16 protein-coding genes are annotated in these 14,933 nt (G+C 46.7%); 4 read left to right on the top strand and 12 right to left on the bottom strand.

Annotation, left to right across the window (positions count from 1 at the left end):
* Positions 1-220 precede the first annotated feature (220 nt).
* The 12 genes from T497_RS0109465 to T497_RS0109410 form a co-directional block, all read right to left on the bottom strand.
* A complete protein-coding gene (locus tag T497_RS0109465; protein WP_028515403.1) occupies positions 221-2,533 on the bottom strand; it encodes a hypothetical protein in 2,313 nt (770 codons plus the stop codon).
* Positions 2,517-3,074 carry an RNA polymerase sigma factor gene (locus tag T497_RS0109460; protein WP_028515402.1) on the bottom strand — a complete coding sequence of 186 codons (558 nt, stop codon included), beginning with the start codon at positions 3,072-3,074 and terminating at the stop codon, positions 2,517-2,519. The genes T497_RS0109465 and T497_RS0109460 overlap by 17 nt, the downstream gene beginning before the upstream one ends.
* Before the next feature lie 303 nt (positions 3,075-3,377).
* Positions 3,378-4,103: an AAA family ATPase gene (locus T497_RS0109455; protein ID WP_028515401.1), complete on the bottom strand. Its 726-nt coding sequence runs from the start codon at positions 4,101-4,103 to the stop codon at positions 3,378-3,380.
* A gap of 9 nt (positions 4,104-4,112) precedes the next feature.
* Complete coding sequence (locus T497_RS0109450) at positions 4,113-4,685, bottom strand: DUF6434 domain-containing protein (protein WP_028515400.1); 573 nt, start codon at positions 4,683-4,685, stop codon at positions 4,113-4,115.
* A gap of 29 nt (positions 4,686-4,714) precedes the next feature.
* Positions 4,715-5,218, bottom strand: coding sequence for a DUF2262 domain-containing protein (locus T497_RS0109445; RefSeq protein WP_028515399.1), 504 nt, complete (start codon positions 5,216-5,218; stop codon positions 4,715-4,717).
* Between the two features lie 154 nt (positions 5,219-5,372).
* On the bottom strand, positions 5,373-5,810 hold the full coding sequence (locus T497_RS0109440; RefSeq protein WP_028515398.1) for an SMI1/KNR4 family protein: 438 nt from the start codon (positions 5,808-5,810) through the stop codon (positions 5,373-5,375).
* Positions 5,811-5,814: 4 nt separating this feature from the next.
* Entirely contained in the window at positions 5,815-6,441 is a 627-nt protein-coding gene (locus tag T497_RS0109435) for a hypothetical protein (RefSeq protein ID WP_028515397.1), read from the bottom strand.
* On the bottom strand, positions 6,417-6,950 hold the full coding sequence (locus T497_RS0109430) for an AAA family ATPase (RefSeq protein WP_028515396.1): 534 nt from the start codon (positions 6,948-6,950) through the stop codon (positions 6,417-6,419). Before T497_RS0109430 ends, T497_RS0109435 begins: the two co-directional genes overlap by 25 nt.
* A gap of 258 nt (positions 6,951-7,208) precedes the next feature.
* Positions 7,209-7,475, bottom strand: coding sequence for a small, acid-soluble spore protein, alpha/beta type (locus tag T497_RS18985; RefSeq protein ID WP_028515395.1), 267 nt, complete (start codon positions 7,473-7,475; stop codon positions 7,209-7,211).
* Positions 7,476-7,663: 188 nt separating this feature from the next.
* Positions 7,664-8,791 carry an ATP-binding protein gene (locus T497_RS0109420; protein WP_028515394.1) on the bottom strand — a complete coding sequence of 376 codons (1,128 nt, stop codon included), beginning with the start codon at positions 8,789-8,791 and terminating at the stop codon, positions 7,664-7,666.
* The gene (locus tag T497_RS0109415) at positions 8,788-10,479 is read right to left on the bottom strand and encodes an ATP-binding protein (RefSeq protein ID WP_028515393.1); all 1,692 of its coding nucleotides are present in this window, start codon (positions 10,477-10,479) and stop codon (positions 8,788-8,790) included. The genes T497_RS0109420 and T497_RS0109415 overlap by 4 nt, the downstream gene beginning before the upstream one ends.
* Positions 10,472-11,155 carry a response regulator transcription factor gene (locus T497_RS0109410; protein WP_028515392.1) on the bottom strand — a complete coding sequence of 228 codons (684 nt, stop codon included), beginning with the start codon at positions 11,153-11,155 and terminating at the stop codon, positions 10,472-10,474. The genes T497_RS0109415 and T497_RS0109410 overlap by 8 nt, the downstream gene beginning before the upstream one ends.
* A 382-nt stretch (positions 11,156-11,537) precedes the next feature.
* Between T497_RS0109410 and T497_RS0109405 the strand changes: the two genes are divergently transcribed.
* The 4 genes from T497_RS0109405 to T497_RS0109390 are packed head-to-tail and all read left to right on the top strand — an operon-like array spanning position 11,538 to position 14,904.
* Positions 11,538-11,876: a hypothetical protein gene (locus T497_RS0109405; protein ID WP_028515391.1), complete on the top strand. Its 339-nt coding sequence runs from the start codon at positions 11,538-11,540 to the stop codon at positions 11,874-11,876.
* Between the two features lie 3 nt (positions 11,877-11,879).
* Complete coding sequence (locus T497_RS0109400; RefSeq protein ID WP_028515390.1) at positions 11,880-12,830, top strand: D-2-hydroxyacid dehydrogenase; 951 nt, start codon at positions 11,880-11,882, stop codon at positions 12,828-12,830.
* 14 nt (positions 12,831-12,844) lie between these two features.
* Positions 12,845-13,639 carry a glutamate 5-kinase gene (proB, locus tag T497_RS0109395; protein ID WP_028515389.1) on the top strand — a complete coding sequence of 265 codons (795 nt, stop codon included), beginning with the start codon at positions 12,845-12,847 and terminating at the stop codon, positions 13,637-13,639.
* A 17-nt stretch (positions 13,640-13,656) separates the two neighbouring features.
* Positions 13,657-14,904, top strand: a complete 1,248-nt coding sequence (locus tag T497_RS0109390; protein WP_028515388.1) for a glutamate-5-semialdehyde dehydrogenase — start codon at positions 13,657-13,659, stop codon at positions 14,902-14,904.
* Positions 14,905-14,933: the final 29 nt, after the last annotated feature.

Raw genomic sequence — 14,933 nt, 5'->3', positions numbered from 1 at the left:
CTGAAATAAAGTCTACGGTGACCGTATCGATCAGCTTGTATTCAGAGGAAAGAGATACAAAAAAGCCGATATCCTTGCCAAGCTCGAAAGATGCCTGACTATATTAGCAGCAAGGCAATGCCTGTATATTTGTTTCCCGAAGCAGGAAAAACACAGTTTATACAGGAAACCATATCCGATAAACGAAAAAAGCTCCGCAATGCGGAGCTTTTTTCATTATTCAAATAATTCCAAGAAGTCTTTGCTGGATCGTCAGCGCGTCATTAGGTGTAATTCCATCATTTGTATTGTATACATCGGCATTGAATTCGCCTCTTATGGACAGGCTGTATTTATTCGGATTACAAAGCGTCTGCATTATGAGAACAACGTCGTTCATCTTAACATCGCCGTCAGCAGTTGCGTCGCCTGTTCTGTAGGGTGCTGCCTTCGGAGCCTTCGGCTCGGTTTTGTTAGCCTTGTCCATATCAAACAGGAGATCGCCCAGCGATACTATGTAATCATAGTAAACTCCGTATGGCAAATCCTGGAAGAAGCCTGAATTACGGTCGTAATATCTCCAGTCTCTGTTCTCAAACTGAGTATACAACTCTGAAGCAAAGAACTCGTTGTACAGGTCGAAATCAACTGTTCCGTACTTGGAGATATAGATACCTGCAAAAAGAACATCATAATCATCGCAGATAATACCGTTTTCGTTGCAGTCAAGTGAAGCTATGACGTTGCCGTCAGGATTCCAGTCAGGTCTGTCAAAGTTCACGTTGTATCTGCCGTTGTTTGCGCGTGAGAACATATTAGGATCATACCAGCGCTTTACTGTATCTACGACCTCGTCTGTAGTGTACTCCTTGACCGTGATGACTCTGTAGCAGGCGGAAAGTATCTCCATATCCAGATCGTCAAGCTTTCCGTCGGCGTTCATATCTGGAGTTGCTGTCCTGCCCTCCATGACAGCCTTTTCGTACTCGGGGTAGGTAGCTGACATATAGTTCTGATTGTTGCTGTGCCAGCTGAGTATATCGCAGTAGTCCTCATACTTTACAAGACCTGCTTCGATAGCGTCAACTCTTGCCTCGCCCATGTAATCATACTCATATTTTATCCTCTCAAAGAATTCACCCTTTGAATTGGTGAATTTTTCATCATGTCCTGATATGCAAGCTACACATTCTCTGAAGCGTATATTGTCCAGATATTTCTCGTCGGCATTTGAGATGAGATACTCATAGCATTTATCGGGATCAAGCCATTCCTCGGTGAAATCATAGTTGTTTATGATCTCCTTGGTAACAAGGACAGAGCCCGCGTCAAAATCATGACCGATATATCTGTGCTCTCTGTAATACTGAGCGCAGTTTTTCAGCGTAGACTCCTTCATGGGGAAGTCCTGATAAAACATATCGGCAGGAATGCAGAAGCCTATATCCTCGGACTCGGTTCCAAGTATGGAATCCAGTCTGTGTTCGATCGCCCAGCCTCTGTTATCAGGATCAACGCCGTATTTCTCGGCAAATTCATCGCGTATGTCAAAGTCAAGGTTCCATAATACATAGCCTACCAGATAATTATCAAACATCCAGTAATCAAGGCAGTCCTTGTAATCTACAACGCCGTCCTCATTGAAATCAAGACTTACGTTATTCTCGCGATCGTACTTTACAGCATAATCGTATTTTAAATTCGGCTGGGGCATACTTGATATCCAGTCAATAAAACGCCATGAATCATCTGATACCCTGCCGTTCTCATCCTTATACCTGTAAGCGTCAAAATCCTCGGGAACAATACCGTTATTGAGCAGATAATAATTGTAAATGGTGTTCATATCAGGGCTTTTTGCCGCATAGGCGTCACGGGCATCGAAGATATCGAATTTTCCGTCGCCGTTGAAATTGGGATCAAGCTCGCCTGATTCGATCTTGCTGTAATTTAATGTAGCAGAATACATATAATCCTCTTTCGGACCAAAGCGGACTATAGGTGAAGCGTTTACAAGTATTGGATTTGCCATTGCTGAAGTTGCTGCTAAAACAGCCAGAAATTTTCTCATAACAACATTCCTTTCACTGTCAGATTGAGGTTCATTCGGTAATACATCAATATCAGTCGTAACTATGTTTTCATGCCTGTTCGTAAGAGCTGACGGATTCGCAGCAGTAGTCCGCTGTGCAGAAACGGAGGCTGCTGTAAGAGTAGTACGGGCAGATGTTGTTTTTACCGCAGCAGTTGTGACGATATCCTGTTTTTCCTGTGTTGTGGCAGCAACGCTGTTTACCGATGAAGTAACAGATGGCGGTTCGTTGCCGTCGGAAACCGGCTCGTCAGTGACAGTGGTCGGCTCGTTATGGCTGTCGGCATTTTTTGTGCGCTCAGGCATATTCTTCCATATACCTGCACCTGCTGCAACGGTCACGCAAAGACACAGAGCAGACAGCGCCGTTCTCTTCACGACGCGCAGCTGCGCCTTTTTCCGAGCTATCTTCTCATCTCTTCTTCTGAGAAGGTCACGAGTTATCTCATCCCATTCCCGCATACTTTATCCCCTCCTTTTCCAACTCTTCACGGAGAGCTTTTTTCGCCTGATATAGCAGATTTGTCATCTGTCGGCTGCTTTTATGCATTATACACGCCGCCTCTGAATTGCTGAAGCCTTCTATGTAAGTAAGACATATAGCCTGACTGTACTGGCTGTGCAGTTTTTTCAGTGCTTTGTGCACCATCAGCTTCTGTTCCTCTTTGATATAGTTTTCCTCGATATCCAGCCCAGAGCTGAGATCAGAACACTCGTCCAGCGAGGTATCCCGTTTTTTCTTCATGCGCCTGAGATAGTCGATAGCAAGATTTCTCCCAATAGAATAAAGCCATGTTTTGAATGAGCTTTTTCCTGTATATTTCGGCTTTTTGTAAGCAAGCTTGAAGAAGGTCTCCTCCATGAGCTCCTCAGCATCATGGATATTATTGGTAAAACTATTCAGATAGATAGTGAGACCGTCCTTATATTCACGGACAATGTCTCCAAGAGCTGAATCGTCTCCGACAAGATAACGGCTGTAGCTACTTGCACCATTATCCATTGAACGGCTCCTTTCCGGAAATATTTTGCCTTTCACTTATTAGACGAGTTTTACAGGGCAAATGTCTTAGAAAAAACAGAAATTCTTTCCAGAACTTTTATTTTTCCAATCTATCGACTGTGAAAGTCCTGTTTTTATTATACCATTAAACAGACAATCTTTCAATAATATACAGCCTTATATTGCCTCATTTATACAAAATAAAAGCTCTCTGTATTTGCACAGAGAGCTTTGGTATGTTTCCATATCATAGTAACATCGCAGGTGTGAGGTGTCCTGATATTTGTGACTTGTTATGTCAGATCATTCTTCAAAAAGATGTCTCAATATCTGTTTGCGGTCATTGATGAACATTTTCGTTATCTGATAGCTTTGGGTATCCTCATAGCCAATGGGATGTATCTCGCCGTCATCGAAGCTGATGATAGTTGCTTCGGGATACCCGAGAAGTATCGGCGAATGAGTTACTATGATGAACTGCGAATCATTCTTAACGCATTTTGATATTTCAAGCAGAAGCGTCAACTGCCTTTGCGGAGACAGAGCTGCTTCTGGCTCGTCGAGGATATACAGACCGTTCTGACTAAAATTTCTTTGTATGACTGAAAGAAAACTCTCGCCGTGGGACTTTTCGTGGTAATGCTGGGGCTCACCTTGGATCTTTGTATATTCTTCCTCGGCAGAAGCTACATTGTAAAAGCTCTCCGCTCTGAGGAAGTACCCCCATTTGGCTTTATTGAAGCTTCTTACAAGCCTTAGAGCGTCGTGAAGCTCGGAATGTGAATCATAGGTGGAAAAGCTGTAATTGAGAGTTCCGCCTTCAGGATTGAAGCCATAAGCGACAGCGATAGCTTCAAGCAGAGTGGACTTTCCGCTTCCGTTTTCGCCTACGAAGAAAGTGACGGGCGTATTGAAGGTCAGCTCGTCAAGTGCTTTGATAGCGGCTATTTTTCGGAGATAACTGTAAAGCTCTATCTTATCCCATTTTACTTTCAGTCCTGTTAGATATAATTCGTTTGGTTCAAGCATTGTTTCACCTCATTCCAATGCAATAAGGTCAGACTTTTCGTAGCGGTTATGCCCTGCAAGGCTCTTCTTGTATTTCCAGCATTTGATCGCGTCATCAAGGCTTTTTCCCTGATTATCGGCAAAGAAATCACGGATATATGCATTGTACTCAAACTGCTTATCAATGACAGTCCTGCCTTTTTTCTTATCTTCCAATATCTGATAATAAGCCTGTATCGCGTCGGCATAGGTCTTTCCTGCGCTGTTTTTCAGCCACTTCTGAAACGCCACATTGAACGAAAAGGACTTTCCTATCCTGTCCTTGAAAAAGGCTCTGTGTTTCTCCGAGCATACAATGTTCGCTTCAATAACTGTGCTTTCGGTAATGTCTCCAACGACGGCTGAAACTTTCCTTTGCGCTGTGCCGTTCAGCACCTTGCCTGTTTCAAGGAAATGTGCTATCCGCTCTGTAAGCTCCTGCTTTGAGCCCGATGCTGGCAGGCTATTCTCGCGACAGAACTGCACCAGTTCTTCTTTGAGATAGTAATAATTTCTGAACGCGCTTGCATCTGTTTCAGTTGTAAGTTCAGGTCTTTCACTCATCGCAATTTTCCTCATTTATCCGAGAAGCTTTATCCGCACAGCGAACAAGTCATATTCTCGCCGCTGATGTCTGTTTCGATCACAAATTCGTGGTCGGTGAACAGTCCGTCGGCAGGTATCCTGAATTTGAGCTCACCGTTTTCTGCGATATGTATTTCAAAAAAATCGAGAGCATTTATGAAGTCTTCCTTTGGCATTGGCGGAACATTGTCCTCTTTGCCGTCGCCCCATATCTCGACCATACCGTTTTCGTTCACAAATTCAGCCGCGGCACATTCCTTGACCTTTCTGTCCCATTCCTCCATGTTTTCGTAAAGCATATTGAACACGGCGAGGGCTTTTTCAATGGTTGGTTTTTCGCTTGGGTATTCATCAACATCAAGCACAATGTCACATTCATAATTGTGCCATTTCACTGTACCTTTGTACCATGAACCGCCGTCCATTCCGGTAAAGTCACAGTATTTGTCGTGAACGATTTTGAGCTCTTTTTCAGGCTTTTTACTGCCGAATAATTTCGATAAAATTGACATATTACACCTCGTTTTTCTTAAAATCCAGTCTCACAAGCGCCTTACCGTTGGAGAGGAACACGCTGATATTTTGTGGCTTGTTGTGTCAGGTCTTAAGACTAATTAAGTTGCTTTATTATCATGCAAATATCCAGCAAATCACTTCGGTCTTTATTTAAGATTTTTCTAACATTCTAATTACTACTTCATTTAAAAACGATGCAAACGAATCGAATATAATAATATCAGCGTGAGTTTCCCACATGAACTCCCCTGTTTCTTTTGAAAAACCAATAAGTTGACCATCGCCTATTATTTGACCGATTATTACCATTTCATCAGGCACATAATCACATCCGAATTCAAATCCATTAATACCGCCAATTCTGGCTATATCATCAGCCAGAATTGCTCCTCTTGTAAACCGTAACCAATCTTTTACTGAATTAGGAATGATAATACTATTTTCTTTTTCCCATGAAATTATTTTTTCTTCATCTTCGGGTTGCAAAAATTCAAAATAATAGTCTTTTTCCTCAAGCTTTTTACTCAATTCAACAATCTGAGTTATTTCATTTGTCAGACTATTGTCTGGTATGTCCGGAATATACATAAAATCATCCTTTCTTTTGAAAATCCAATCTCACCAGTGCCTTGCCATTTGGCAGCGAAAATGACTCCTGCAATATCACCGAGTATCCTATCTCCTCCATAGCAGCCGTGAGAGCCTTTTCCTCCATTTGGTGATGTACCTCGTCCAGCCTGTCGAAAGCTCGCAGGTACAGCGACTCCGACACCCACTGCTCCTCGTCCGTATTTATCTGTATAACGCAGGAAACGAACTCGGGAGCGGTCTGCAAAACGGCTCGCTGAAACGCACCGTAACCGATGTACTCAATAAGCAGATTCGCTATCAGAAGCTGTGCCTGAGGGAGCTTCTCTGCCTCGTTTATAAGGTCGATGCGCAGGCATTTCAGAACTCCCGAAAGTTCCGTATATCGCTGAGATACCGCGCTGAGGTAGTCCGCATTGATGTCGATTCCGTAGACTGTGCGGAACTTGTCGGTGGCGATGTGTTCAAGTCCGTTTCCGCCTGCAACTCCCAAAACTGCGGAAGTCTCCACAGGGTAGGCAGCGAACTGCTCCTTCATTATGGAATCAAGCGCCTGAAGCTGCCGCACAGAATCAAGGCTCATGTGCTTTTCGTAGTCGTCAAGACTTATTTCTTCCCATGGGTTGGGCATATGTAGCACCTTTCCAAATCGTATTCATCATTTATCAGAAAATAGTCAAGTCCGTAACTGATACAGCCGCGGAGGTATTCCTGATTGTCCTGTATTATATCCTTAATACTGAGGTCATTGGAGAGCCTTTTCTCGATAGCGTTCCCGAAGCTGACAATGTCACTGAAATGGCTGGTTATGTAGCTTTCACTCATAACAAGGCAGATGTATTTTATCTGCGACAGATAGTCGGCGTCAAAGCTGTTCTTCCAGTCAAAGGGAATATAACAGCCCTCGATCATGAGATCCTGTTCGTTTTCAATGGCAGTCTTTATCATCTCTTTCAGGATATTCCAGAGGTATGCCGTCAGCTTGTCGTCGTCATAGGGAGTGAGCTCGGTCTGACCGCTTCTTATAAGCCCCATTTTAAGGTGGTCTATGGAAAGATAAGGGTACTTGTATTTTTCAAGCAGCTTCTGTGCAAGGAGCGTCTTTCCCGTGTGCGAAGCTCCTGTTATCAGTATTATCATAAGCTTGACCGTATTGCCTTTCTGTAATTTTCATAATTATACCATACTCAGAGAAGTTTTTCAATCATTCATAAGTCTTCTTCACATCATTACAATTATGAATAAAAAAAGTTGTGTTATTGTATGGCAACAATAACACAACGTATACGTTCAAGGCTCAAATATTTAGTAATAAATATTTGATGCAATTGTCAATTGATTATCTCAAAACCGTGTCGGTACGGTATTATAATATTTTGCAAGCAACGCCTGATTTTTTCATATCCCGACCTGCATATAGTATGTATACACCACCTTGTGTCCCATTGATCTCACGCTATTTCGCGGAATTTTCCATTGTTGTTCCGGACACATCATATTGACCATGCTGCCGCCGATAGAACCTGCCTCACGGGAGGTAAGATCGCCGTTATAGCCCTGCTTGAGGTTGATACCGAGCTCGTTTGCAGACTCCATCTTGAATCTTTCGAGAGCCTCTCTGCCCTTTTCTGTCATTACGCCCTTATTATTGCTGTTATTGCTCATTTCTGTTATCTCCTTAAAAAAGTTTTTGATGCCGTGGTAGTATTATGGCTCTTCAAGGATTTTTTATAACAGGGAAAATAATGCACAAATTTATTAAAATCAGCGCAATAATAAAGTATAAACGTATTTATTGAACCGTTTTACTCTCAGCTGGCGTCTATATAAGCTGATTTTTTTGCAAAAAGCTCTCATTTCTTTACATCATCATATTTATCGGTGAAACGATGTACTCCCTCGTTATCCTTATAAGCGATGACTGTATTCACATTGACGTTTTCCACGCTGCGGAAGATATTCTTCTCCACCTGCGGATTAACCTTTTTCAGCTCCGCAATGAGATTCTTTATCTCCAGACGCTTTGACACGGAACGGCTGTCGGGGTCACAGGTAGTGCAGGTATCGGTGAACTTGCAGGCGCACTGTATGAAATGCAGGTCGTTGTAGTCGCGCCAGTGCTTTATCTCAGCCTCTCGGACAAGATACAGCGGACGTATCAGCTCCATGCCTTCAAAGTTGGTGCTGTGGAGCTTCGGCATCATGGTCTGTACCTGTCCGCCGTAGAGCATACCCATGAGGATAGTCTCGATAACGTCGTCGAAATGATGTCCCAGAGCTATCTTGTTGCAGCCCAGAGCCTTTGCGTGGCTGTAGAGGTAGCCTCTCCTCATTCTCGCGCATATGTAGCAGGGGTTCTTCTCGATATTGTATACCGAGTCAAAGATATCCGACTCGAAGATATGGACGGGTATGGACATTGAACGGGCGTTTTCTTCAATAACACGGCGGTTCTCGGGACTGTAACCCGGATCCATAACGAGGAACACTACCTCGAAGGGGAACTTGTCGTGGCGTTTCAGCTCCTGAAAGAGCTTCGCCATGAGCATTGAGTCCTTGCCGCCCGAGATACAGACGGCTATCTTATCGTTTGGCTGCACCAGCTCGTACTCGTTTATAGCCTTTGTGAACTTGCACCATATGGACTTCTTGAACTTCTTACGCAGGCTCAGCTCCACTGCTTCTGTGACGTCGCGCTGCTCCATTTTGCCACGGAGCCATTCCACATAGCCCCCTGCCAGCTCGTAGGCGTCATAGCCCTTGTCGCAGAGCTGTTCGGCGATATCGCCGCTGATGATACCGCCCTTGCAGTATATGATTATTTTCCTGTCACGGGGAAGCTCCGCTGTAAGCACCTGCTCCTGCGGAATATTCACGGCTCCGCTGATATGTCCGTACTCAAAGGCGGAGCTGTCGCGGATATCCACAAGCATTGCGTCCCCGAAGTCTTTCAGCTCCGGGGCAGTAATAGTCCTGCTCATATATTTTCTCCTTGTTCGTTGGTTTTCTTCTCAATGGGCAGCTCAATGGTAAACGTAGTTCCCTTGCCCGATTCGCTGTCCACATGGACAGTGCCGTTGTGGTACATTACGCCGTGCTTTACAATGGAAAGTCCCAGACCTGTGCCCTTTATCTTACGTGAGCGGCTCTTGTCAACGCGGTAGAAGCGCTCGAAGATTCGCCCGATGTGCTGCTTGGGTATACCGATACCGGTATCGCTGACGGTGATTATAGCACGTTTTGGCGCATGGGATATCTTCACGTCCAGTCTGCCGCCGCTGACGTTGTACTTTATGCCGTTGTCGCAGAGATTGTACAGCACCTCGCTGAGGATAGTCCTGCTGCCCAGCAGCGAGACCTTCTCTCCCGTAAGCGACACAGCCACGCCCTTTTCCTCGGCGCTGAGCTTCAGACGTCCAAGCACTTCCTCTGCAAGACTGTAGAGCTCAACGCTCTCATTCTCATGGGGAGCGGAGTCCTCGTCCAGCTTGGACAAGGAGATGATATCGTTGATAAGATTGATGAGCCTTTCGGCTTCGCTGCGGATATTTCCGCCGAACTGTGCAACGTCCTCGGGCTGTACCATACCGCCTGCAAGCATATCCGCCGTTCCGTAGATAGTAGTCAGCGGAGTTTTCAGCTCGTGGGACACATTCGACGTAAATTCGCGGCGCATGGTCTCAAGCTCCTGCTTTTCGGTAACGTCCATGATGAATACCACCAGTCCGCAGACCATGTCTATGCTGTTGGCAGGGCTGGCGATGACCTCGCGCTGACCGCCGCCTGTTCGGAGTATGCACTCGGAGCGCCTGCCGCCCAGTGCGTTCAGCAGGCAGCGGCGGAAGATATCGGAGTTATTGAGAGCGTAAATGCTCTGCCCCATAGTGAAGCTGCCTGTGCCAAGAAGCTTCAGCGCCGCAGTATTGCAGGCAAGCACCATGAGCTTCGGATCTGCGATTATTAGTCCCTCGCTCATGCTCTCGGTCATAAGGCTGAACTGCTCTCGCCTGCTCTGTATCTCGTCCATTTGTCGGCTGACCTTGTGATTCTGAGTGCGGAGCTTTTCCAGCAGGGGCGCAAGCTCCTTGTAGTTCTTCTGAGCGTCGGGGTGTTCAAGGTCGATATCGTTGATAGGCTTAACGATATTGCGCGATACGGCACTTGCGGAAAGCGCCGAAAACAGCGCGGCTGCCGCAAGTATGAGCAGTATGGGGTTTATCAGCTTCAGAAGCTGCGCGGTAAAGGAACTGTGAGCTCCCGAAACTCTTATAACAGAGCCGTCACTTAGCCTTACTGCGTGGTTGACGGTCTTTTTCATTATAGTCTCGGAATAGCGTGAGGAGCTGCCCTCCCCTGTTTCCAGAGCCTGTGCTATCTCCTCGCGGTCAGCATGGTTTTCAAGAGACTCGGCGTCCTTATCGGTGTCGAATTTTACCGTACCGCCGCTGTCTATCCATGTCACGCGGATATTCTCGGAAAAATCGGTATCAAAGAGATAATCGCTGCCGCCCTTTTCCACAGCCGAGGCAATGAGCCTCGCCTCATTGCCAGCCTGCTCGGAGGCGCTGTCGGCAGCCTTATTATACATCAGAGCCGTAATGAGCAGCATTACCGAAATCACCGATATACCGCAGATAGACACGATACTGAGGAATATTTTCTTAGTCATCGCTGCCGTCACCTGCCTTGTAGCCAACGCCGCGGATAGTCTGTATCAGCTCGCCGCAGTTTCCAAGCTTTGAGCGGAGAGTCCTTATATGAACGTCAACAGTGCGGCTCTCTCCCGAGAAGTCGTAGCCCCATATCTCGCGGAGAAGCCTGTCACGGGAGAAAACCTCCCCCTTGTTCTTCACTAAGAGCAGCAGCATATCGTACTCCTTGAGGGTGAGGGCTACCTTTTCGCCGTCGGCAAACACCTCATGCTTCGAGGGATAGATACACAGTCCCGCAAGCTCCAGTCTTTCGCTCTCCGAGGGGATATCAGCCGTGCGGCGCAGAAGCGCCTTTATACGGGACATAAGCTCCCTCATGCCAAAGGGCTTTGCGATGTAGTCATCAGCACCGCTGTCAAGCCCCTCCACCTTGTCAAGCTCGGTATCCTTTGCGGTCAGCATTATCACAGGGAGCTTTCTTGTTTCGGGAGCGCTGCGGAGCTTTTTCAGTACCGTCAGACCGTCCTCCTCGGGCAGCATTCTGTCAAGGAGCAGCAGCTCGGGGAGCTGTTTTTCCATAGCCTCGCGGAGAGCGCCGGGCGTCTCGAAGCCCTCTGCCTCCATGCCGCTGTTTCTCAGGGCATACAGCACGAAATCGCGGATACCCTGTTCATCTTCAAGCATATATATCATAAATTGCCCCCTTGTAAATTCAGATTCAGTTGAGAGTTGAGAGTGAAGAGTTGAGAGTTTATGAGTTCGCTTCGCTCACATTTTTAAATAATATCGCCGCAGGCGATACCACAACTTTCAACTCTCAATTCTCAACTCTCAACTTTATAATTTCAAAAAATCACTAAATACCATTATACGTTAAATATGTGGCAAATTCAACCCCTATGTTAAAAACAGCCGAAAATCTGAGACTGTGCGCCATAAAATTTTTGTGTATTTTTTAAAAGAATAGTTGAATTTTTCAGCCGTTTGTGTTATACTGTAATGTGCAGACTTATGCAACTTTTAATATATCCGCCCTGCGCAAAGGCGCTTCTTCGGACGGAAGAACGGAGTAATCATGGACCTTTTAAATATGCTCAACTCTATTGCACAGATATCCGACACGGAGCACCCCTCCATATTCCCATTCGGTTTTTCTATGCATATCGCACTCGCTATAATATCGGTCATTTTCTTTGCTTACAGATTCGCAACTCAGAAAAGACCTTTCCAGCTCATTTTCGCTATCGCTCCGCCTATTTCCCTTGCTCTCTGGATATCCGACAATAAAACCCTTTTCTACGCTGTCGGACTCATCGAGTTCATTCTCATTCTCGCAGCACTGATATCCACTTTCATCTGCAAGCCGAAAAAGGCTGAGGAAGCTGCTGACGCTAAGAAAAGCGAGGAGAAATAAGCCGTGAAAATAGCTGTTCTCGACTGGTATACCGTAAATATCAGCGGCGATATCCCCACCACTCAGCTTGAAGAACTGGGCGACGTGAAGATAATCCCCCTCACCAAGCCCGAGGAGACTGCCGCTAATATCGGCGACGCAGACATAGTCCTCTGCAACAAGGTGCTCATCACCAAGGAAGTAATGGACGCCTGCCCAAACATAAAATATGTAGGTCTTTTCGCTACAGGCTTCAATAACGTGGATATAGACTATGCCGCAAAGAAGGGCATAGCTGTCTGCAATGCAGGTCAGTATTCCACAAACGCCGTAGCTCAGCAGACCTTCGCATACATACTTGACCGCTTCAGCCGCGTAAGAGACTATGATACTGCCGTAAAAAACGGCGAGTGGGAGCGCTCTCCTGCTTTCTCTTACTTCCCTGTCCCCACCTCGGAGCTTGCAGGCAAGAATCTCTCCATAGTGGGCTTCGGCTCTATCGGCAGAAAAGTAGCCGAGATAGGCTCGGCTTTCGGCATGAATATCGTCATAAGCACAAGAACTCAGCCAAAGGACTGCCCATACGAGGTCACTGACCTTTTCACAGCCGCAGAAAAGGCTGATGTTCTTACATTCCACTGTCCTCTCACGGACAAGACCGCAGGCATCATCAACAAGGAGCTCCTCTCACACATGAAGCCCTCTGCTATGCTGGTGAATACCTCACGCGGCGGAGTAGTGAACGAGGCAGACCTTGCAGAAGCTCTCAACAGCGGAAAGATAGCCGCCGCATACCTTGACGTGCTGGTAAAGGAGCCGATGTCTCCCGATACGCCGTTAAAGGGCGCTAAGAACTGCGTTATCACTCCCCATACCGCATGGGCTCCGCTGGAGACAAGACAGCGCCTTGTGGATATCGTATGCGATAACATCAGGGCTTGGCAGAACGGCTCACCGAAAAACAAAGTCAACTGAAAGAAGTCAGAACTATGAGAAATATATCCGAAAAACAGCGTATCGTCATAAAGCTGGGCACATCTACCCTCGCCCACAAGACGGGCAAGCTCAATATACGCCGCATGACCAATCTGGTCCGCGTTATTTCCGACCTCCACAACTCCGGACGTGAGATAATCATGGTATCCTCGGGAGCTGTAGGTCTGGGCGCGGGAAAGCTGGGACTTCCCGAAAAGCCAAAGGATACCAAGACCAAGCAGGCTGTAGCCGCTATCGGTCAGTGCGAGCTCATGCACGTTTACGACGATATGTTCGCTAAATACAGCGTTACCGTGGCGCAGATACTGCTCACAAAGGCGATAATCAACAATCCAAGCCACTGCGAGAACTTCCGCACTACTGTAGAATCGCTGGTAGGCATGGACGTTATCCCCATAGTCAACGAAAACGATACCATTGCTATAGATGAGCTGGAGCTCGAGATCGGCGAGAACGACTCCCTTTCCGCTCTGGTCGCAGAGCTTTCGGGAGCTGACCTGCTTCTGATACTCTCCGACATCGACGCTCTCTACGACGGCGATCCCCGTGAAAATCCCGACGCAAAGCCAATACCTCTCGTTGAGAAGATAACTCCCGAGATAGAGGCTATGGCAGGCGGCGCAGGTACAAGTCTTGGTACAGGCGGTATGTCCACCAAGATAAACGCCGCTAAGATAGCTACAAATGCAGGCATCGACATGATAATAATGAACGGAAGAGATCCCGAAAAGCTCTACGACCTCTTTGAGGACAAAGAGATAGGTACTCTTTTCAAGTCGCAATACTAAGTAACAGAGGTGTAAATATGAGTTATACAGAGGAACTGGGCAAAAGAGCCAAGGCTGCCGAGGCAGCTGCGGCAAGCGCTTCAACTTCGCTTAAAAATAACGCTCTCGCAGCTATATCAAAGGCTCTCCTTGCAAACAAGGAGCTTATCATAGCCGAGAATGCCAAGGATATCGCCAACGCAAAGGCTAACGGCATGACCGAAGCCAAGCAGGACAGACTCAAGCTTGACGAAAAGCGTATCGAGGGCATTGCCAAGGGCGTTGACGAGCTTATCGCTCTTGCTGATCCTATCGGCGAGATCATCGGCGGCGGAAACCGTCCCAACGGCTTGCAGATAATCAAGACAAGAGTACCTCTCGGAGTTATCGGTATCATCTTCGAGTCACGCCCGAATGTTACAGTTGACGCTGCTGCTCTCTGCCTGAAGGCAGGCAACGTTGTCATATTAAAGGGCGGCAAGGAGGCTATAAACTCCAATATCTGTCTCGGAAACATCATGCGCAAGGCTATCGAGGAGGCAGGGCTCCCTGCTGATATGATACAGGTCATAGAAAAGACAGACCGCGAGACTACCACAGAGCTCATGCGTCTCAACGGCTATGTTGACGTTATTATCCCAAGAGGAAGTGCGAACCTCATACAGGCTGTAGTCAAGAACGCTACCGTACCTGTTATCGAGACAGGCGCAGGCAACTGTCACGTTTACGTTGACGCCTCCGCAGACCTTGATATGGCTGTGGAGATAACAGACAACGCCAAGACTCAGCGTCCTTCCGTATGCAACGCTATCGAGAGCCTTCTCGTTCACAAGGATATCGCGGACAAGTTCCTGCCCATGATAGCAGAGCGCTTCAAGAAGCACGATGTGAAGATCTACGGCTGTGACAGAACTATCGCTATCCTCGGCGATTCCGTTGAAAAGGCTACAGAGACCGAGTACGCTACAGAGTTCAACGATTTCATCATCGCAATAAAGGTCGTTGACGATATCGACGAGGCTATCGCTCATATAAGAAAATACAGCACCCGTCATTCCGAGTGCATAGTTACAAGCTCACTGGAAAGCGCTCAGAAATTCCAGAAGCAGGTAGACGCTGCGGCAGTTTACGTCAACGCTTCTACACGCTTTACCGACGGCGGTGAATTCGGCTTCGGAGCAGAAATAGGCATTTCTACACAGAAGCTCCACGCAAGAGGTCCTATGGGGCTTACAGAACTTACTACAGTAAAATATCTGATAAACGGTAACGGTCAGATAAGATAAATACAGCATTTTATTTGATTTTTGGAGGT

Source organism: Ruminococcus flavefaciens MA2007, assembly GCF_000621845.1.
In the GTDB taxonomy this organism is placed as follows: Bacteria; Bacillota; Clostridia; order Oscillospirales; family Ruminococcaceae; genus Ruminococcus; species Ruminococcus flavefaciens_E.
This window is presented reverse-complemented; position numbering and strand designations above follow the sequence as displayed.